This is a genomic window from Paeniglutamicibacter sulfureus (genome assembly GCF_030512175.1).
GTDB lineage: Bacteria > Actinomycetota > Actinomycetes > Actinomycetales > Micrococcaceae > Paeniglutamicibacter > Paeniglutamicibacter sulfureus.
In genome coordinates this window covers 2,357,494-2,376,915 of sequence record NZ_JAULBL010000002.1, presented here as the reverse complement: position 1 = coordinate 2,376,915, position 19,422 = coordinate 2,357,494, and the positions used below count along the sequence as shown (strand labels likewise).

Annotated in this window: 16 protein-coding genes; 7 read left to right on the top strand and 9 right to left on the bottom strand. The window is 61.4% G+C overall.

What is annotated here, in order from left to right; translation table 11 throughout:
• Positions 1–211: 211 nt before the first annotated feature.
• The 3 genes from Q2T94_RS17440 to Q2T94_RS17430 all read right to left on the bottom strand — a co-directional run bounded on the left by Q2T94_RS17440 (position 212) and on the right by Q2T94_RS17430 (position 3,931).
• On the bottom strand, positions 212–994 hold the full coding sequence (locus tag Q2T94_RS17440; RefSeq protein ID WP_302265964.1) for a CatB-related O-acetyltransferase: 783 nt from the start codon (positions 992–994) through the stop codon (positions 212–214).
• A 167-nt stretch (positions 995–1,161) separates the two neighbouring features.
• Positions 1,162–2,031: a VOC family protein gene (locus Q2T94_RS17435; protein ID WP_302265963.1), complete on the bottom strand. Its 870-nt coding sequence runs from the start codon at positions 2,029–2,031 to the stop codon at positions 1,162–1,164.
• A 394-nt stretch (positions 2,032–2,425) separates the two neighbouring features.
• Complete coding sequence (locus Q2T94_RS17430) at positions 2,426–3,931, bottom strand: PucR family transcriptional regulator (RefSeq protein WP_264269735.1); 1,506 nt, start codon at positions 3,929–3,931, stop codon at positions 2,426–2,428.
• A gap of 207 nt (positions 3,932–4,138) precedes the next feature.
• Between Q2T94_RS17430 and Q2T94_RS17425 the strand changes: the two genes are divergently transcribed.
• Positions 4,139–5,536 carry an MFS transporter gene (locus Q2T94_RS17425; RefSeq protein ID WP_264269736.1) on the top strand — a complete coding sequence of 466 codons (1,398 nt, stop codon included), beginning with the start codon at positions 4,139–4,141 and terminating at the stop codon, positions 5,534–5,536.
• Positions 5,533–6,531, top strand: coding sequence for an agmatinase (gene speB, locus Q2T94_RS17420; RefSeq protein WP_302265962.1), 999 nt, complete (start codon positions 5,533–5,535; stop codon positions 6,529–6,531). The genes Q2T94_RS17425 and speB overlap by 4 nt, the downstream gene beginning before the upstream one ends.
• A gap of 321 nt (positions 6,532–6,852) precedes the next feature.
• On the opposite strand, the gene Q2T94_RS17415 is transcribed toward speB, so the two are convergent.
• A complete protein-coding gene (locus Q2T94_RS17415) occupies positions 6,853–7,647 on the bottom strand; it encodes a GAF and ANTAR domain-containing protein (protein WP_302265961.1) in 795 nt (264 codons plus the stop codon).
• Between the two features lie 543 nt (positions 7,648–8,190).
• Between Q2T94_RS17415 and Q2T94_RS17410 the strand changes: the two genes are divergently transcribed.
• Positions 8,191–9,312 carry a YihY/virulence factor BrkB family protein gene (locus Q2T94_RS17410; protein WP_302265960.1) on the top strand — a complete coding sequence of 374 codons (1,122 nt, stop codon included), beginning with the start codon at positions 8,191–8,193 and terminating at the stop codon, positions 9,310–9,312.
• 69 nt (positions 9,313–9,381) lie between these two features.
• Here Q2T94_RS17410 and Q2T94_RS17405 read toward each other — a convergent pair whose 3' ends face one another.
• The 5 genes from Q2T94_RS17405 to Q2T94_RS17385 form a co-directional block, all read right to left on the bottom strand.
• The gene (locus Q2T94_RS17405) at positions 9,382–10,554 is read right to left on the bottom strand and encodes an alcohol dehydrogenase catalytic domain-containing protein (RefSeq protein WP_264269740.1); all 1,173 of its coding nucleotides are present in this window, start codon (positions 10,552–10,554) and stop codon (positions 9,382–9,384) included.
• A 187-nt stretch (positions 10,555–10,741) separates the two neighbouring features.
• The gene (locus tag Q2T94_RS17400) at positions 10,742–11,383 is read right to left on the bottom strand and encodes a DUF3618 domain-containing protein (protein ID WP_302265959.1); all 642 of its coding nucleotides are present in this window, start codon (positions 11,381–11,383) and stop codon (positions 10,742–10,744) included.
• Positions 11,380–11,835 carry a phage holin family protein gene (locus tag Q2T94_RS17395; protein ID WP_264269742.1) on the bottom strand — a complete coding sequence of 152 codons (456 nt, stop codon included), beginning with the start codon at positions 11,833–11,835 and terminating at the stop codon, positions 11,380–11,382. Before Q2T94_RS17395 ends, Q2T94_RS17400 begins: the two co-directional genes overlap by 4 nt.
• Positions 11,832–12,746: a hypothetical protein gene (locus Q2T94_RS17390; RefSeq protein WP_302265958.1), complete on the bottom strand. Its 915-nt coding sequence runs from the start codon at positions 12,744–12,746 to the stop codon at positions 11,832–11,834. The genes Q2T94_RS17395 and Q2T94_RS17390 overlap by 4 nt, the downstream gene beginning before the upstream one ends.
• 1,110 nt (positions 12,747–13,856) lie before the next feature.
• Positions 13,857–14,273 carry a hypothetical protein gene (locus Q2T94_RS17385; RefSeq protein WP_302265957.1) on the bottom strand — a complete coding sequence of 139 codons (417 nt, stop codon included), beginning with the start codon at positions 14,271–14,273 and terminating at the stop codon, positions 13,857–13,859.
• An 889-nt stretch (positions 14,274–15,162) separates the two neighbouring features.
• On the opposite strand from Q2T94_RS17385, the gene Q2T94_RS17380 reads away from it, so the two are divergent.
• The 4 genes from Q2T94_RS17380 to Q2T94_RS17365 all read left to right on the top strand — a co-directional run bounded on the left by Q2T94_RS17380 (position 15,163) and on the right by Q2T94_RS17365 (position 19,141).
• Positions 15,163–15,519 carry a DUF6098 family protein gene (locus Q2T94_RS17380; RefSeq protein ID WP_302265956.1) on the top strand — a complete coding sequence of 119 codons (357 nt, stop codon included), beginning with the start codon at positions 15,163–15,165 and terminating at the stop codon, positions 15,517–15,519.
• Positions 15,520–15,586: 67 nt separating this feature from the next.
• Positions 15,587–17,122: an FAD-dependent oxidoreductase gene (locus tag Q2T94_RS17375; RefSeq protein WP_302265955.1), complete on the top strand. Its 1,536-nt coding sequence runs from the start codon at positions 15,587–15,589 to the stop codon at positions 17,120–17,122.
• 60 nt (positions 17,123–17,182) lie between these two features.
• Complete coding sequence (gene ku, locus Q2T94_RS17370; protein WP_302265954.1) at positions 17,183–18,148, top strand: non-homologous end joining protein Ku; 966 nt, start codon at positions 17,183–17,185, stop codon at positions 18,146–18,148.
• The gene (locus Q2T94_RS17365; RefSeq protein WP_302265953.1) at positions 18,149–19,141 is read left to right on the top strand and encodes a DNA topoisomerase IB; all 993 of its coding nucleotides are present in this window, start codon (positions 18,149–18,151) and stop codon (positions 19,139–19,141) included.
• Positions 19,142–19,422 lie beyond the last annotated feature (281 nt).

Genomic DNA, 19,422 nt, shown 5'->3' with positions numbered 1-19,422 from the left:
GGGCAATGCACAACGTTTCGGGAATACGGCCGGGACCAGATAAAACTCTCCACTTGTTGCCTGGTTCGAGGGTGGGCAGCGGGAAAACTGCCCCCTGCGATGAATAGGACAATATCCCTACGGGCGACTCTTGACCGCCCCATCCGCATGCCCCGGATTCGGCAGCACCACGGGGCCCGCACTGGGAACCGGCGAAAATGCCGTGATGGGCTTAGGACGCGGCGCTGGAGTTGGACGGATCGAGCGCCGCAGCCAGTTCGTGACCCGTGACGACTTCCGGCCGGTAGGGTTCGATGGCCCCCGCCTCGATGAGGCCGATGGCACCGCGGGCGAATTCCGCCGGATTCCGGATGTCCAATTGGTTCAATGCGGTGGGCGAGTAATTCCACCAACTGCTGCGCAGCAGATCGTTGGTGGTTTCCTCATCGAAGCGCGGCCTGATGGTCTTGGCGGGTACGCCGCCGACCACGGAATATGGAGGCACGTCGCGGGTGACGATCGAGTTGGATGCCACCACCGCCCCGTCGCCAATCGTCACGCCGTGGCCCAGGGTGACGTCCTCGCCGATCCATACGTCGTTGCCGATGGTGACCGGATTCGGGGTGTAGTCGAACTTCCGGTAGGTGGGCCGCTCTCCCCTGTCCCGCTCGAAGGTCTCCATCATGAGCCGGCGGTTGTAAAAGACCGGGCTGGTGGAGGCCCATTCGTGCGGATGCCGTGCGCCCATGACCTTCACGCCCTTGGCAATGGAGGTGTAGCGCCCCACCTTGGCCGAAAGCGGAAGGCGGGAATGGGTGTATGAAAAGGATCCCAGGCTCACCAAGTGCCGGCCGCTACCTGCCCAATAGGTGGCGTAGGGCTCAAGGCGCAGGTCGTCGCCGAACTTGATCTGGGTGTCATCCCCGTAGCTGGCTCCGGTGGCTTCTATCGACTTGGCGCCGGGACCCATGAAAAAGATCCGGTTCGCAACCAAGTGAGGGCGTAGTTCGCTCAAGCGTAAATGCATCGTTCAACCGTAGTCATCGAATCCGGTGGTTTCATCGGCATTTACTGGCAAAACCATGACCGGCAGTCACGGAAGAACGCCAAGGCAGAAAGCGGGCCGGGGATCCACGCGAAATCGTGAAGTCCCCGGCCCGCCGTCATGGTTGGCGAATGACATTAGCCGACCGCGACGCGCAGCTGGTTCCGCCACGGGTCTTCGAAGCGCAGCTCGGCACCGGTGTGGTGGCTGGAGATCCCGGCAACCTTGAGGCGTTCGGCAAGAGCGCCGACCTCGTCCTGGTTCGGGACGGTGATGACGACTTCACCCAGGCCCAAGGTGTCCTTGCGGGGACCGGCGCCGCGGGAGTTCCACACGTTCATGGCCATGTGGTGGTGGTAGCCGCCGGCGGAGACGAAGAGTGCCTGTCCGTGGAAGCTCGTGGTCTTGGCAAAGCCCAGGGTGTCCACATAGAACTTTTCCGCCGTGGCCACGTCGCCCACCTGCAGGTGCACATGGCCGATGCCGGCATTCGCGGCGGTCAATCCGCTCACGGCCGCCTCGTTAAGGTATTTGTTGAGGTAGTCATTGGGATCCAGGTAGATGGTGTCCATGGCGACGGTGTCGCCGTTCCAGGTCCAGGTGTCACGCGGGCGGTCCCAGTAGAGCTCGATGCCGTTGCCCTCGGGATCGTTGAAGTAGAAGGCCTCGGAGACCAGGTGGTCGGAGCTGCCGGTGAACAGTGATCCGTCGAACTGGGCAGCAGAGAGCACGGTGGCAGCAAGGTCCGACTGCGTGTCAAAGAGCAGCGCCGTGTGGAAGAGGCCCGCTTCACCACGGCCAGGAAGGTTCAAGCCCGTGCCGTCTGCTAAGTGAACGAGCTCGAGACCACGCCGGCCCAGGCCTGTCCCTGTCGGTCCCTCCGATAGAACTTCGAGGCCCAGGGCCTTCTGGTAGTACGCGCTCATCTTCTTCATGTCCCCGACCTTGAGCATGACGGTGCCCATGGCCAGATCGGCGGACAATTGATCTTGGGTGATGGTGCTCATCTTGGCAGCTCCTGATGCGTGATCGTGGGATGTTCTTGCTTCAAGTATGACACGATTTACTTGAAGCTACAATCATTGATCTTGTTCCGTAGATCACCAGACGTCACGGTGTCGGCTTTGCCAAAGGCACCGCAGGTTACAGGTGCATCACCGCCTGCTCATGGGATGCCTGAGTCGCAGCAGGAGTCCGTGCTGGGTTCAGCGCTTCACCAACCCGCTCGCCAAAGGACCGCGCGGCGGAGGGCACTTCGTGGCGCGGGACCAGGCGGCGGCGGTGCACAAGATTCTTAGGGCCAGCGCAATGTGCACCGTTCGTTTCGAGAGGCTCGCCTCGCCCGCCCCGCCTGGCGGCAGGTCTAATCCAGGAGTCCAACGGCAAGTCGGGCCTGTCCCGTCACGGTCGCTGAGCAGGGTCCATCGCCTCATATGCCTGAAAGGCCAGCCACAATTGGGCTACCGCGGAGGATTCAGCCAGATCCAGCCCGGTGAGTTCGCGAATCCTGCGGATGCGATAGATGATGGTTTGCCGATGGACAAAAAGCAACGTGGCAACTTTTTGAGCCGATCGCTGGTTTTCCAGATAGCTCCGGAGAGTGTCCATGAATTCGGTTTGGTTAACCCGGTCGTGCTCAATCACCGGTCCGAGCAGTCTCTGCACCAGTGCCGCGCCGTCACGGTGCCCGCGCATCCCGAACCAGTCTCCCTCCTCCGCATACCCGACCAACCGCATGCCCTGGGCCGCGGCCTGGCCCAACGCCCACAAGGATTCGCGTAGACCACGTTGAATTTCATCGACTCCGACCGGAGTGCTCAGGCCAATAGGCAGCCTGGCCTCCAAGACGTGTTGCAGCAGATCCTCGGGGCAATCTTCGGAGACGAGCAAATGCAGTTTTCCCTCAACCGCCAGACAAATGCTGTTCACTCCATGGCGCCACAAAGCGCGGTGGACCTGCGGCAGGCCCGTTTCGGATCGGGCCGGCACGGCAACCAGGCGTAAGTCGCCAGCCATTAGTCCGAACTCTTCGAGGCGGCGCGCGGCTTCAGCCACACCTATGCGTCCTTCGAATGATTGCAACAAGAATTCCCCTCCCGACTGGAAGCGGCTTTCCATGGACAATGCCGAGCGCGAAAGTCCCAATCCGAGCACGGTGGCCGAATGCAACAGGACGACCCCGTCCGGTTGCGTATTCCCCGCGGGCAACACGACCAGCAAGGCATGCGGATGGGTGGGAATATCCATGAGCATCATGGAGTCCCCGCCGTCGGAACTCCACAGAAAGTGGCGGGTCTCTGCCGTGGATTCGGAGCTGATTCGCCGCACACGCTCCAGCACATCATCGGGCAGGGCGGCATCCCCTGGTTGCCAGGTATGCAGGCAGCGATCATCCACCACATACAGCCGAGCGTCGATTTCCCTCCCGATCCCCTCGAGTAACTGGGACCAGGTTTCGCCGGGCGTCGTGGCCTTGCGCAACAAGTCGTAGATGCGAGCGGTTTGCTTGATCCGGCGTGATTCCTCGAGCAGGCTCGCCTCGGCAATGGACCGGGAGATCGCCATAAAAGGCAGAGGGTAGGGAACGGAGACCAATGGAAGGGGCAAGGAATCGCAGGCCTTGAGGAACTCGTCGGAGAAGTCCGGGGAATGCATCTTCTCTCCCACCGCCAGCGCCACAGCCCCTGCGTTCGCCAGCGCTTGGGCGAGGTGGACCTGCCCCGCGGGATCCGACGGGATCGAAAGGCCATTGGTCATCAAGAGCACCCCCGGTGACACCCATTCCCAGAGGTTGGGCAGGTCCGATGTGTGCGACCAGGTGATCGAATGCCCCAACCCTTGCGCCCCGGCCACCAACTGCAGACCCAATTGCGGTTCGTCCAGCAACTCCTTCACGCTCATGGCCATTGCGCATTCCCTTTTGTCGACGTCCGCGGCACCGCCGCCGTTCCGGCGGGATCCTCCCATCAAACGCGACCTGTCATACAAATGTCTAGTCGGTGCCAGCGATAGTTGACACATGTCGATTGTCGTCGTGACTCCGATCACGAATGATGGAACCACACCACTAGCCAGCCCGTAGTTCTCGGGCATACAGAGAGAAAAGAGCCCGCAATGAGCACCTCCGTTCGCCTCATTGACGATGCGCCACTGACGCGGTTCCATAAAAAGCTGACCGTGTTTTCCTCCGGCGGTCCCTTCATTGACGGCTACGCCCTGTCAATCATTGGAATCGCCCTGATCACCATGACCCCGGCGCTTGACCTGGGCCCCAAGGAAATCGGCATGGTCGGCGCAGCCAGCCTCGTCGGCATCTTCTTTGGCGGGGGTGTCTTTGGCTGGGTAACCGACAAGGTCGGTCGCCACACCATGTACATCCTGGACCTCATTGCCCTGGCGGTTTTCTCCATCCTCAGTGCCTTCTCCACAGATATCTGGCAGCTGGTTCTATGGCGCTTCCTCCTGGGCGTTGCCATCGGAGCCGACTACCCGATTGCAACCTCGCTCCTGGCTGAGTTCCTCCCACGCAAGCATCGCGGCCGGCTCCTGGGTGCCACGTTCGTGGTCTGGGCCATCGGCGCGGCGGCCGCATTCGCCGTCGGGTTCGCCATGCGCGGCGTGGGGCCGGACGCCTGGCGCTGGATGCTCGCCAGCCCGGCCATCTTCGCGATCATCACGCTGCTGTTCCGGTTGGGCACCCCCGAGTCCCCGCGCTGGCTGCTCTCCCGCGGCCGAGTCGACGAGGCACGCACCGTCATCAAGAAGGTCTACGGCAACGACTACGACGTCAATTCGCTCGGCGAGGACGAGGACACCGGCAAGCGCGCAGCCACGTTCACCGACATCTTCAACAAGAAGTTCTGGCGCCACACCCTCTTTGTCTCAATTTTCTGGACTGCCCAAGTCATCCCCCTCTTCGCGGTCTACACCTTCGCCCCGGAGCTGCTCGCCTCCTTCGGCCTGGACGGGGATGCCAACCTCTACGGCGGGTCGCTGCTGATTTCCCTGCTCTTTGTCGTCGGTGGCATCCCGGGCCTGTGGCTGGTCGAGCGCATCGGACGGCGCAAGCTGCTCCTATGGACCTTCGGCATCATTGTCCTGGCATTGGCAGCCCCAGCGTTCATCCCCGGTGTCGGTCCAAAGACCCTGTTCACGGCCCTGGCAATTTTTGCCCTGGCCTCGGGTGCTTCCAGCTTCCTCGAAGTTGTATACCCCAACGAGCTTTTCCCCACCGAGATCCGGGCCACCGCCGTCGGCTTCGGCACCGCGGTCAGCCGGGTGGGCTCGGCGGCAAGCACCTACCTCATGCCGGTTGCAATCATCAGCTTCGGTGCTTCCGGCGCCCTGTTGATTGGTGCCGGGATCTCCTTGGTGGGGCTCATCGCCACCTTCATCCTGGCCCCCGAAACGGCCAACCGTTCCCTTGCCGACATCTCGGGGGACGGCAACAAGAAACACACCAAGCCCCACGGCAAGACCACGGAAACGACAGTCAAAGGAACCCTCGTATGAGCAAGCACCAGCCCATCGGCCCCGTTGAGGCCACCAAGGTCCCCCGGTTCGCCGGGCTTGGAACCTTCGCCCGCCTTCCACAGATCGATGCGGTCCCCGACTACGACATCGCAGTGCTCGGCGTACCCTTCGATGGCGGTACCTCCTTTAGGCCGGGCGCCCGGTTCGGTCCGGCCGCGGTACGCGAGGCCTCCCGCCTGCTGCGCCCCGGCTACCACGTCGAGCTCGACGTCACCCCGGTTGAGGCAGTCCAGGTCGTCGATGCCGGCGACGTGGCCTGCACGCCGTACGACATCGGCAAGGCCGTTGAGCAGATCGAGGAACAGGCCCTGCCGCTGCTCGCCAAGGACAAGCGCGTGATCGCCGTCGGCGGGGACCACACCATTGCCCTGCCGATGCTCAGGGCCGTGAACAAGGTCCACGGACCGGTGGCCCTGCTGCACTTCGATGCGCACCTGGACACTTGGGACACCTACTTCGACGAGCCGATCACCCACGGCACGATGTTCCGCCGGGCCTTCGAGGAAGGCCTGCTGATCGAGGACAAGTCGATGCACGTGGGCATCCGCGGCCCGGTCTACGACCAGGACGACTTCCTGCGCGACCACGAGTTCGGCTTCCAGATCATCCGCTCCACCGACATCGACGAGATCGGCGTGCCGGCGGCCATTGCGAAGGTGCGTGAACGCCTGGGCGACACCCCGGTGTACCTGTCGGTGGACATCGACGTGCTGGACCCGGCCTTCGCCCCGGGCACCGGCACCCCGGAAATGGGCGGCCTGCACTCCCGCGAGCTGCTGCGCCTGCTGCGCGGCCTGAACGGCATCAACATCGTCGGTGCCGACGTCGTCGAGGTCGCCCCCGCCTACGATCATGCCGACATCACTTCGCTCGCCGCGGCCACGGTAGTTTTTGACATGATGGGCCTGATGGTCAATTCGGGCCATCTGATCCGGGAACAGTCTGAACTGACTTCTCAGCCTGCCATGGTCTAGGCCGGCTCCCACGGTGCTTTTGGCCCGGCCAACGTCTGAGGCGTTGGCCGGGCCGGCGCTGTAGAGAGAACCACACGTGCCGTAGCTGGCTGGCCCGCCCGAATGATGTTGCCAGAACACCCGCCGAAAGCCGAAAGGTTGCCGTCCCACAATGCAAAGAAGCACGGGAGGACGCACTCCATCGAGATCTATTTGATCTGGCCGGGCAGCGAAAGCGTCACACCGCGAGCACCAGGGATGGTGCACTGTTGGGCCTGTTTCGTCGGCAGGCCTTGTTGCCGACGAAACAGGCCCACTCAAATACCACGCAAGCGACATGCCTCAGTCGAAATGCGTGTGGGTCGCTTCCCTGCTAATGGACCGCACCAGGGTGTCCGCAATGTCACGCAGCTTGAGATTGCGCCCATTTGACGCCGACTTGAGAATTTCCACCGCGGTTTCCTGGCTGCACCGGTTTTGGGCCATGATGATACCAACGGCAAGGTCAATGATGGTTCGTGATTCCAGCGCCGACCGTAGATGGGCGGCAGTCTCAACGAGGCGCGCGAGGCGCAATCCGAGTCGCAAGACCTTGTTGACTTGCTCAGTGTAGCTCTTGGCGGCCTCCACGGCCTCCGCATCGAACCTTTCAGGTGTCGCCGAGTACAGGTTCAACGCCGCTTTTGCGTCGTCCTCGAGATCGAAGGGCACGGCCAATACCGAGCAAATCCCATACTGGCGCACGGCCGCTGCGTATTCAGGCCACCGTAGTTCGGCATCGAGGTCCGGGATCTCGATCGTCAATTGGTCTCGGGCTGCGGTCATACACGGACCGTCGCCGAAACTGTATTGGATTTCGTCCATTTGCCGAGCGTGATCACTGCTGCTGGCAACGGTTGCGGCCTTCCGGTCTCGCAGAAGGGTGATTCCACACAAGACTTGGTCATCGTCGTTGGAGAGAATAAGTGCGGCATGGCTAGCGAGGCCATTGAGGAACTCTTCGATGTCTTTGCTCTCCAGAATCAAGCCTTGGAGATAGTCGCTGATGGACGATTCAGCTGCGTCGGGATGTGCGGTCGTGTTACTGGCCACGTTCAATTTGCCGTTTCCGTTGTGCCTGGGATCGAACGCGTCCATGCCCCATGGAAAAAACCGGGATTCCGGTACGTCTGGGGGCATTCGCTAGGGGTTGGATCCCGAAAGGCATGCCAACGGCTCTTTGCTTAACCGTAAGTACCAATCTTATGGCCTAAAGTGATCTCTCGCATGCCGTGCGTAGTCGTTACGGTGGTCACGTTTCGCATTCTTTCCCTGTCGCGACTCCGACAATCACGCGGGGACCTGGTCATGGAAGTCTCAGCCCGCCCCCCCTGCATGTGCACCGCGGGCAATTCAAGATCCCGCCGGACCCTGGACCCGGCTCGACGAGACCGTGGGCGCGGTGGCCCATCGCCCTGGATGACAGACACGGGCACCGCGTCCGGCCATCGGACCCTGTGTCCGGGTTACAGTCCCAGGCGGCGGAGTAGTTGATGGACGATCAAAAGATGGACTGAACGAAACTTTGCCGTGTGTTGGTTCCAACGAATGTCAAAATCGTTGCTCCGTCCGAGGGGTCGTGTTTAACTTTTGGCAAGCAGGAAAATATCCACGGAAGACAATAGATTGCCGAGGTGTTCTATGCGCAGCCCCAAGGGATCCAACAGCCACAGCGGATCAGCAGCCGATACCGCAGCCAAGGGCAGGTCGGCTCCCGCTCCCGACGACAAACGGAAGCCGGAAAGTCCCACGGATTTGAATGGGACATCGTGGAAGTACATCTTCACCCGGTCCATCAGGGAATTCTCGCGTGAAAAATGCACTGACCTCGCCGCCGCCTTGACCTACTTTGCAATGCTTTCGCTTTTCCCTGCCCTCCTTGCCTTGGTTTCATTGCTCGGCGTCGTGGGACAAGCCGAAAGCACCACTCAGACGATGATGCAGGTGCTTGAAGGCATTGCGAGCCCCGAAGTCGCAAATACCTTGCGCCAGCCCATCGAACAGCTCGCCAGTACGCCATCGGCCGGACTGGCATTGATCGCCGGTCTCCTGGGTGCACTCTGGAGTGCTTCCGGCTACGTCGGAGCCTTCGGGCGGGCGATGAATCGTATTTACGACGTGGAAGAGGGACGCCCGTTCTATAAACTGAAACCGCTGTTGCTGTTGCTGACCCTCGTACTGCTCCTCATGACCGCTGGCATGGCGATACTGCTCGTCATTTCCGGACCGCTGGCCCAAACCATCGGCGACGCCGTCGGTTTAGGCGAAACCACGGTCAGTATCTGGAACATTGCCAAGTGGCCGGTGCCGGTGCTTTTCGCCATAGTCCTGATAGCGGTGCTCTATTACGGCACCCCCAACGTCAAGCAACCAAAGTTCCACTGGCTCAGTCCTGGCTCGGCCATTGCCTTGCTCATCCTGGCGATCGCGACCCTGGGCTTCTTCTTTTACGTCTCGAACTTCGGCAATTACAACAAGACCTACGGAACCATTGGCGGAGTCATCGTGATGCTGCTGTGGATCTGGATTGCCAATCTGTCGTTGCTCTTCGGCGCCATCTTCGACAGTGAAGCAGAACGGGCTCGCGAATTGCAAGGCGGCATAGAGGCCGAGGCATCACTTCAATTGCCGCCTCGCGACACCAAGGCCAGCGACAAGCTACGGAAACGCGAGGAACAGGACATACAGGAGGGCAAGGATCTTCGTCTGGAAGCCACGGCACGGGGCGAGGATCCTGACGCAAACGAACGAAGGAACACGTAGCCCGGCGGGCAAAGGAATGGGAAGGGGATCGCGGACAACACGTCCGGTTCCCCTTCCCCATTCCCCCGATCAGGGCTGCAACACGACCTTGATGCAGCCGTCCTGCTTCTTCTGGAATGTCTCATAGAGTTCAGGGCCACGGTCCAGGGGCACCGTGTGTGTCACCAGATCATCCAAACCTAAGGGGTCCGTTGTGTCCTCGGCCAAGGGAAGTAGCTCCTCGGTCCAATGCCGGACATTGCATTGCCCCTGACGCAACTGGATCTGCTTGTCGAACATCTCCAACATGGGCATGGGAGTAGCCGCCCCGGAATACACGCCACTGAGGGAAATCGTGCCGCCCCGGCGCACCGAGGCCACGGCCGCGTGAAGCACTGCGGTGCGATCAACCGAGACCTTTTCAAGGGCCAGCTTCGCAATCTTGTCCGGTAGCAGCCCGGTGGCCTGTTGCAACACCTGGGCTCCCGGGGAGTCGTGGGCTTCCATCCCCACCGCATCCAGCACTGCGTCCGGTCCCCGGCCCGTTGCATCCAATAGTTCCTTGGCAATGTGTTTGCCAAAGTCCATGGTCTCGATGCCGTGGCGTTCGGCCATGGCTCGGCGTTCGGGCACGGGGTCCACTCCAATCACCCTTTGGCCCAGGTGCGTGCCGATGCGTGCGGCAAGCTGGCCCACTGGTCCTAGCCCGAAGACCGCCAGGGTCCCCCCTTGCGGGACATCGGCGTAGGCCACACCCTGCCAAGCGGTGGGCAGGATGTCGGAAAGGAAGAGGTAGCGGTGGTCGGGCAGTTCCTTTCCGACCACGATCGCGCCGTAATCGGCATGGGGAACACGTAGGTATTCCGCTTGTCCTCCGGGCACCCGGCCATAAAGTTCCGAGTAACCGAAGAATGCAGCACCCTTGTTGTGGGACCGCACTTGGGTGACCTCGCACTGCGACTGCAGTCCGCGGTCACACATCCAGCAGCTGCCGCAGGAGATATTGAAGGGTATGACCACCCGGTCCCCGACCTTCACCCTGGAAACCGACGACCCGATTTCCTCCACAATGCCCATGGGTTCGTGACCCACAACATCGCCGGCGTGCATGTACGGTCCCAACAATTCGTAGAGGTGGAGGTCGGATCCGCAGATTGCGCTCGATGTTACTTTTATGATGATGTCCCCGGGCTCTTCAATGCACGGATCGGGCACCTCCGTGAACTCGATCTTTCGTTTTCCCTGCCAGGTCAATGCCTTCATGGTTTCCTCCCGAAGCGTGGTGGATTCAATTGGTGTGTGTTTGTGGCCGCAGCGGCTAGAGAGATCGCCCCGGGGTTCGCCGAAGCAGGCCGTCACAGCCCGATTCGATCGACGGGCGACGGAACGAGGTTCACAGCAGTGTGCCGCGGGGCCGGGATCGCCCGGTCCCGCGGCACAACGCCTTGCGCTACTGGAATCCGCCGCTCGTGCGTGGCGGATCGGGGAAAGCTGCCCCGCGATCCGTGGTGGTGCGCGGTGTTGCGCCCGTCGTTCCGCCCGAGTCCGACACATTCGCCGCGGCTCCGCCGGCGTGGTCCTTCAGGTGGCTGGCTTCGTCGGCCGTCTCCGTCCGGAGTGTATCGGCCGATTCGCGAGCGGAGGACTTCAGGTTCTCCACGGCCTCGGTTGCCGGTTCCTTCATGTCCTCGGCGATGGTCTTGGCAGCCGCGGACAGTTCGTCGGTCAATGGCTCCGCTTTCTCCTTTAGCGTATGAACCATCTCGCGTTCCTGGTCGCTACCCGGTATGAGGGAAGAGACGAGAAGTCCGGCACCAAAGGCGATGAGGCCCGCTGCCAGCGGGTTCCCACGGGTCTTGGAGACCATGGTGTCGGGGGCATTATGCAACATGTCGCTCGCATCTTCCCCCGCGGTTTCAACGCTGCCCATCACCGCGTCCTTGGCCCGACGTACCGAACCTTTGATCCGCTCGCTTTGCCGGTGGGCAATACTCGAGGGACTGACCTTGTCGGCAATGGCGTCCACGTCCTCACTGAGGTTTCCGCGGGTACGCTCAATGTCATCACGAATCTCTTCCGGCTCCCTGCTCATGGGGTTTCCTCCTTGGGGTTGAATGCTGGCGGGATGTCCTTGATGGTTTCGGCGGTCTGGGGAAGCCCCTTCACCTCTTTGAATTGCTTCTTGGCAACGCTTGCCATGACCGCGGCGACAATGGCCCATACCACCGCAACGATGACGGCGGACCAGCCGTAGCCGACCCAGTTCGCGATCCCGACCATGGCCGCTATGGACAGGAAAAGCAGGACGAAGTGACCTGCAACTCCTGCGCCTCCGTAGAGCCCCGCCCCCTTACTTGCAGATCGGGCCGAAGCCCGTAGTTCGGCCTTGGCAAGTTCGGTTTCCTGGCGTACCAGGTTCGAAACGTTCTGTGTCAGGTCACTAAAGAGGTCTCCCAACGACAGGTCCGCGGCAGCATTGGTGGTTTCCGCGTTCGGCGGAGCGCCGGCCTGATGAGCACCGGTATTTGTCGGGAATTCGCTCATGATCCGCTGAACCCCTGTTCGCTCCGTCGACCCGTGGGCGGGTAGTACTCCACCCCCGGGTCGATGCCTGTGCCGCCGATGGCACCTGAACCCATGGTTTGGTTAACCGTTGGCGGAAGAGGACTTACGTCCCGTGGTTCGCCCATTTCGGGAATTTGCGCCGTTGAGGCCCGGGACTTTTCGGAGGCATCTGGACCGCTTCCGGCGTTTCGGGTGATTCTGCCGGCGAGCAATCCTGCACCAAGTGCGATGCCCAAAAAGGCCCCGGGACGACGTCGGGCAAAGTCCTTGACTTCGTGGAGGATGTCGCCCGGCTCCTTGTTTCCAAGCCACTGCGCGGCGTCGCCGCTATACCGGGCCGCTTGGGCCACGAGGTTTGATGCAGTGCCCGAGGCGTCCGAGGACTGCACCATGGAGCGAAGTTCATCGCTGATCTGGCGCAGGTTCGTGGAAACTTTTTCCTGCGCGACGGCGGTCTGGGCCTTCACGTCCGAGCCAAGTTCATCCAGCAGGTTGCTGGTCTGCTTTTTCGCGTCGTCGAGTACAGACTCCGCCTCTCGTTTGGCTGCCTGGCCTACGTGCCTGGCGGATTCCTTGCCGTCTTCGGCCAGTTCGCGAGCCTGTACCTTGGCTTCTTGGCTTTTCCCGGACGTGGAACCCGGCTGAGGAGCGCCCACCACAGGGGCGCCGGAGACTTTCGCGTCGCCGCCGGCGGTACTGGGTCCACCTAGATCGGGAGGCAGAAGTGGTTCCGGCGGCACAGTGGGATCGCCCGTCTCGAACGGCTCGGAAACCGGGTCATTCCGATGCGCTTGGACGTTGTGTCCTCCCGTCTTCGGTGGGGGCACACGACCTGCGTCGCCCATGTTTCCCTCTGGCGGGTATGCGGCGTTGAAATCATTCTCACTCATTGGTTGACCTCCAATTGATCCACGCCCCGTAGGGCAGTATTCGTCGGATTTCGTGACCCGCAGCCTGTGTGGCGGGACACCGTGCGTGCATCGCACCGGGTCCTTGGCGCGTATGCGAATCAATGAACTTGACTTGTTCTCAGTATTTCGGCTTCCTGAATGTTCGCGCTTTGCTCAGGATCAAGAGAGGAAACTTTCCATGCCGAACCTAAACGCTGGATCCCCGCTGCTAAAGGATCCGCGATACAAATCAGCAAAACAAGAGAATCGCGCGGACACAACCTTTTTGACATCGACCCCATGAAAATTGTTGGGATCTCTGTCGCGGCGCTTCGGAGCGGCCGTCAGAAACAGCCTTGAGGACGGTCGTTGCCCTTGCTTTGAGGTTGAGTCGTCAATAACCGTAGAGGGTGTATAGAGCGGAAACTGGCCTTCGACTGGACTCCAGGCCCAGCGTTGCCGTACAGGTCGCCGGATGGGAAACGTGGCACCTTGAATCATCCATCGTCAATTGACGTACGGAGGACCGATCGCGACTACTTTTCATCGACTCGGGCGGACCTCGCGTCTTCAATACAGGGAGGAGCCACAGGGACTCCACAGTGCCGGAATACTGCAAGGGCAGGCAACTGGGAGCGCATGATTTTTTTTGGCCGTGAGTTTGGGTCCTGTGGGAATGATCCTATGGGAATGAGTAAGGTCGATTGCCTCGAACTGGACGTCCACGACATCGCCCGTGCGACGTCTATTATCACGTTGTCGGTCTGCTTCGGTTCAGATCGATCGAATCCGTTTTGAAGCTACTCCAATGAACGAAAATCCACATACTCCGGCAACCCGTCAAAGGCTCGTGAATCGCAGCCGCCCCTCTCGCGCGGCAGTTTCAACTAATGGGCGGCCGAGTGCGGGAAGTGCAGTTGCGTCCCCACCTAGTAGCGTGAGATGAATGCTGAGTTTCCGATGTCAATTGAACAATCGGAACAACGGGCTCTTGGAGTGTTGACGCTCAACCGAAAGACACCTACCCTAACCAAGCGACAGTGGTCGCCGTTCCGAAGAACAGCGACCACTGAAGGCGTTCTCGTCCTCTATTGGACACACGCTTGATACTTAACGATCCTCGTTGCCGAATTCGCCAAGTGTCTCGTCTTCACTGCTACCGGTACGGTCGCCGAGCTGCTCGGACTCGAGGGGTTCGCCGTCGCCGCCGAACCCACCGGACTCCTGGCCGCCGCCGTCGCCGCCACCGAACCCACCGGACTCCTGGCCGCCGCCGTCGCCGCCACCGAACCCACCGGACTCCTGGCCGCCGCCGTCGCCGCCACCGAACCCACCGGACTCTTGGCCGCCGCCGAACCCGCCGGACTCCTGGCCGCCGCCATCGCCGCCTAAATCACTGACCATTTCCGAGCCATCCGTGCTTTGTCCGTTGCCGAAGCTGCCAGCATCGGCCTCCCCGCCGATCAGATCTTGATTCTCGTTTTCGTCTTGGTTTCCGAACTGTCCGGAGTTGTATTCATCTGCCATGATTCTTCTCCTTTTGTATCTTCGACCCCTATACGAGCGGGATGACGAGACCTAATGTAATAAACCAGCACCGACGTGACAACCCGTTTTTGGCGACTCGCCGAGGTGGCTTTTGAACCGTAAAAACCTTCCATCGCCTTCAATTGCGGTTGCACCGAAGGTCCTCCAGGTGATTCAACCCCGTAATATTCCGATACTGGAGATGCCTTCCACGCGATTCGATAAATACGTCGATATTGAATGTTCCTAGCAACGTGTAAAGTCCTTCCTTGCATGGCAAGAGTGCCATTAGAGTCGAACTACACAGCTCGACCATGGGACCGTCATATGGCTCGGTTAGCAGAGCTCAGAGCCGCCTGCGCGGCGAATACTAGCTATCGGGCGACGGTCCCGTGATCGAGGACTGGGCACCGTCGAAACCAATGCAACTGCCGGGCTTGGTCAGGGAACCCTGGGTCGCCCGGAATGACCACGATGTTTTTCCCGCCGACGTGCAAGGGGCGAAGCATGGCGCAGAACGCCAGATCCAGGAGAGTCATAACCGAATTCGATTTTGCACAGTCACGGAAGGATGAGGTCCGACGACCGCGACTGCCAACAAAGGGACCGTTTGCTGCTGAGCAGTCCGTAATTGCTCCCATGAGCCGGACATCACGCGCAATCTCCGCGTTTCGAGAAGACGTCCCACGGCAGCCGTCCTGGCACATCGGCGCTAACAGAGTGAACCACACAGGCGAACGACGCAGACGAGTGGTCCTTCGACCCTCCCTCGATATCGAGCACGCCATCACGCGTTGGATCCATATGCCAGCGATCCATCCAAGCCCATGGCAGGGCCAGCGAGAAAGCAAACCAGTGGATGTCCCGATGCTGGATTCGCTCGTCGATCTTGAACGAATGGTCAAACAATCTGCTGATCTCTATGTCAGGTATGCAGAAGGGTGGGACGGATCGCGAACGGGGAAGCAAAGACCACGAGAGCGGGATCGAGATGCTGGCCTTATCAGTCAATCCGCTATCCCCGGAACTTTGCTGGACAAGACCCCTGACGGATTGGTTGGCCCGCCAGCTTTGCCAATTCAAGCACCTGTTTGGGGAGAACCCGAAGCGCAAGGGATGGATCGCACATGGCAACAACGCAGGACGGGGGCCGGACTGCGATCCGCTTTTCACCCAGGTCGAGTCAGCGGCCAAGCTTTCGGATGCCTTGCTGGAAAATGACCCGAAGAATAGGGGTCCCCAGTAGCTGGAGGGAAACACTCCAGTGACGCTGACACCACAAAAAACCGCAGAAGCAACCCAAGGAGCACACCATGGACTCGATATGGCTAGATCCTCGACCTGGCATTGCAACAGACCTCTTCGTACCCGACGGGCACTACGACGCGGTGGTGGCCGGGGCCGGCCTCACCGGTCTGGTTAGCTCGCTGCTTCTTAGCAGGGCCGGATTGCGCGTGGCATTGATCGAGTCCCGATTCGTGGGCGCCGGGACCACCGGGCACACCACGGCGAAGCTGAGTCTGCTTCAAGGCACCACGATGCAGGAAATCCGCAAGAATTTCCCTGCGGAAGTCGCACATGCCTATATGGAAGGGAACAAGGAGGGACAGTCCTGGCTATTGCGGTATCTTGACGAGGTCGGGGTACCGCACCAATCCCGTGATGCCTTCACCTATGCAGTCGATGCCTCGGGCCGCGAACAACTCGAAAAGGAGGCGCAGGCCAGCAGTGAAGCCGGACTGCAAATCGACACCCTGGAGGATCCGGATATCGGGCTGCCGTACGCGGTTGCCGGAGCCCTCGTCCTGCGCGACCAGGCCCAGTTCGACCCCGTGGACGTGTTGACGGCCCTATGCAATGACGTCCGCGCCCGCGGAGTCAAGGTCTTTGAGGACACCCGTCTCACCGGCGCGGGCAATTCCGCACCCCTGGAGATCACCACCAATCAAGGATTGCTGTTCGCCGACACGCTGATCATCGCCACCGGCACCCCTGTCTTGGACAGGGGTGGATTCTTCGCCAAACTGAAACCTTCCCGGTCTTACCTCGCTGCCTACACCGGTGCCCCCGACGGCCGGCCCTTTCCGCAAGGCATGTATCTCTCGGTCGGGAACCCAGGTCGTTCCCTGCGCACTGCCACACGCCACGGAAAGCCCGTATTGCTGGTGGGAGGCAATGGCCACCCGGTTGGCGCAGGGTCCCCAAGCGCAGCTGCCCGGGACCTGGACCTGTGGGCCAGGGAGCACTTCACGGTGGCCGAACGCACGCACGCTTGGTCCGCACAGGACTACCGTTCAGTCAATGCCGTGCCGTTCGTCGGTCCGATGCCGCGCGGCGGCGGCCGGATCCACGTCGCCACCGGATATAACAAGTGGGGCATGACCAACGCCGTCGCAGCCGCATTGAGGCTCTCAACCGAAATCCTGGGCGAGGAGACCCCCTGGGGCGCGGTGTTGGCCCATCGCACCTCCGGTGCCGCGGCACTGGCCGAAACCGGCAAATTCAATGCGGGTGTTGCCAAGGGGCTGGTGACGGGTTGGGCGCACGCGCTGACCGAATCCAATTCCCGCGTCGCCGAAAAAGCCCCCGACGCCGACGAGGCAACCGCGCCGGGACGAACAGATGGCAGGGTGGTCCATGACGGCGTTCACCCCGTCGCCGAATCAATCGTGGATGGGCGTACCTGTCGGGTCTCGGCCGTTTGCACCCATTTGGGCGGGATCCTCACCTGGAACGACGAGGAACGTTCTTGGGACTGCCCGCTGCACGGCTCCCGCTTCACTCCCTCGGGCATCTTGATCGAGGGCCCTGCGACCAGCGACCTGAAGCCCGCACACGACCGGACATAGAAGGAGGGAATGGATGCGCATTCTCTGGTCACCGAATGCCCCGGGTGCTTGACTGGGAACATGAGAGCAATCTGGACCGGATCCATCGCGTTCGGGCTGGTCAATGTGCCGGTCAAGGCCTATGGCGCCACGGAGGACCACGACGTCCAACTCCATCAGGTGCACGACGCCGATGGCGGCCGAATTCGCTACCAGCGCCGCTGCGAGGTCTGCGGCAAGAAGATCGACTACGAGCACATCGACAAGGCCTACGACGACGGTGAGCGGACGGTGGTGCTCAGCGGCTCGGACATGGAAGCCCTTCCAGCGGAGAAGAGCCGGGAGATCGAGGTGGTTCAGTTTGTGCCCAGCGATCAAATTGATCCCATCATGCTCGAACGCAGCTACTACCTCGCCCCCGATTCGAAATCGCCCAAGGCCTACTCGCTGCTGCGCCGCACCCTTGAAGAGACCGAACTGACCGCGGTGGTGAAGTTTGCGCTGCGGCAGAAGACCCGATTGGGTGCCATGCGCGTGCGCGGGGACGTTTTGGTGCTCCAGGGGCTGCTCTGGGGGGACGAGGTCCGCGAGGCTGACTTCCCGGAGGCCCGGAAGGACAGCAAGATCAGTCCGCAGGAGCTGAAGATGTCGGCGGCCCTCGTCCAGCAATTCAGCGCCGATTTTACTCCCGAGGAGTTCGAGGACGACTACCAGGCCCAGTTGCGCACGCTGATCGAGGAGAAGCTCAAGCAAGGCGATTCCCTTGACACCGAAAAGACCTTCGGCGCGAAGGACACCGATACGCAGGAGGCCGAGTCCGGGGACGTCATTGACTTGATGGAGGCGCTCAAGCGCAGCATTGCCCGGAAGGGCCAGCCCAAGGACAAGGACGAGGGCGGCACGGAGGGGCAAAGCGGTACCGGCAAGAAGGCGACGGGCACAAAAAAGACGCCGGCGAAGACGAAGACACCTGCGAAAAAGAAGACCACGACAACCAAGACCGCCGATGCCCCCGCTGCAAAAAGCAAGTCCCGCAAGGGCGCGTAAATGCACGATGGCCTTGAACGCGTGGAGCCCGGTACCGCGGGCATTCGCAGGAAGGTTGCCGGGCGCGGCTTCAGTTACCTGTCGGCCAACGGGCGGCGGATCCGCTCGGAGCGGCTGCTCGAGCGGATCCGGCAACTGGCGATTCCCCCGGCCTGGACGGAGGTCTGGATCGCTTCCTCCCCCAAGGCCCACATCCAGGCAACAGGGGTGGACGCAGCGGGACGCACGCAGTACCTCTACCATGCCCGCTGGCGCGAGGTGCGCGATGACGAAAAATTCATCCGCTCCCTGGCCTTCGCCCAGCGACTCCCGGTCCTCCGCCGCATTGTGACCCGTGACCTTAAGCAGACCCAAGACCCCAGACGACGGGCGCTGGCAGCTGCCGTACGGCTCATGGACCGGGCCGGACTTCGGATCGGCGGCGTTGCCTATGCCCAGGAGAACGGTTCTTTCGGCGCGACCACGCTGCTCAAGCGACACGTTGAAACCGAGAGCCACACCGTACACCTGCATTTCTCCGGCAAATCAGCCGGAACCTGGGACGTGACGATCAGCGATCCCCTACTGGCCGACTATTTTTCCTCGCTGCCGCGCACACCCGGCTCGGGGCCGGCGATCTGCCACGCCGTGGCATCCGGTCGCCGGAAGCAATGGACGGCAGTATCGGATACCGAGGTTAACGCTTATCTGGGCGACGTTGCCGGTCATGGGTTCACCGCCAAGGACTTTCGCACATGGCAAGGCACCGTAGTGGCGGCCGTGTCCTTGGGCCGTGCCCAGCGGGCGGGGGCCACGTCGCCCGCCGCCGTCACCGCCGCCATCCAGGAAGCCGCCGACTGGTTGCACAACACCCCCGCCGTCGCCCGGGACTCCTACGTGAACCCGCGGGTGATTGCGCTCTTTGAACGTGGCGTGGTTGCCAATCCCGGGCACCGGCCGGATCGTGCGGTGCTGGACCTCTTGCTCGATGGGCGTGAAGGACACCGTGGGTGAGCCCTGTACCGCTCCAGGTGGTCACCGCTAAACACGAACGCCCGAATCCTTTACGTCATCAGCTATTGCTTTCGCCGTCCTTGGAATCTGCGTGTGTGTTCGGCCGGCCCTCCCCGGGGCGTGTGACGAACATGGACGCGTGGATGTCGAAATGCTTGTGCTCCGCGACACCTCACCTACATAATCAAAAGGTCTTCAGTTGGCGGATTCTTCCGCCAGCCACACGGCGCTTCTCCAGTCCCCGGGAACCCGTTGTCTTTCAACGAAACTCGAGGATCGGG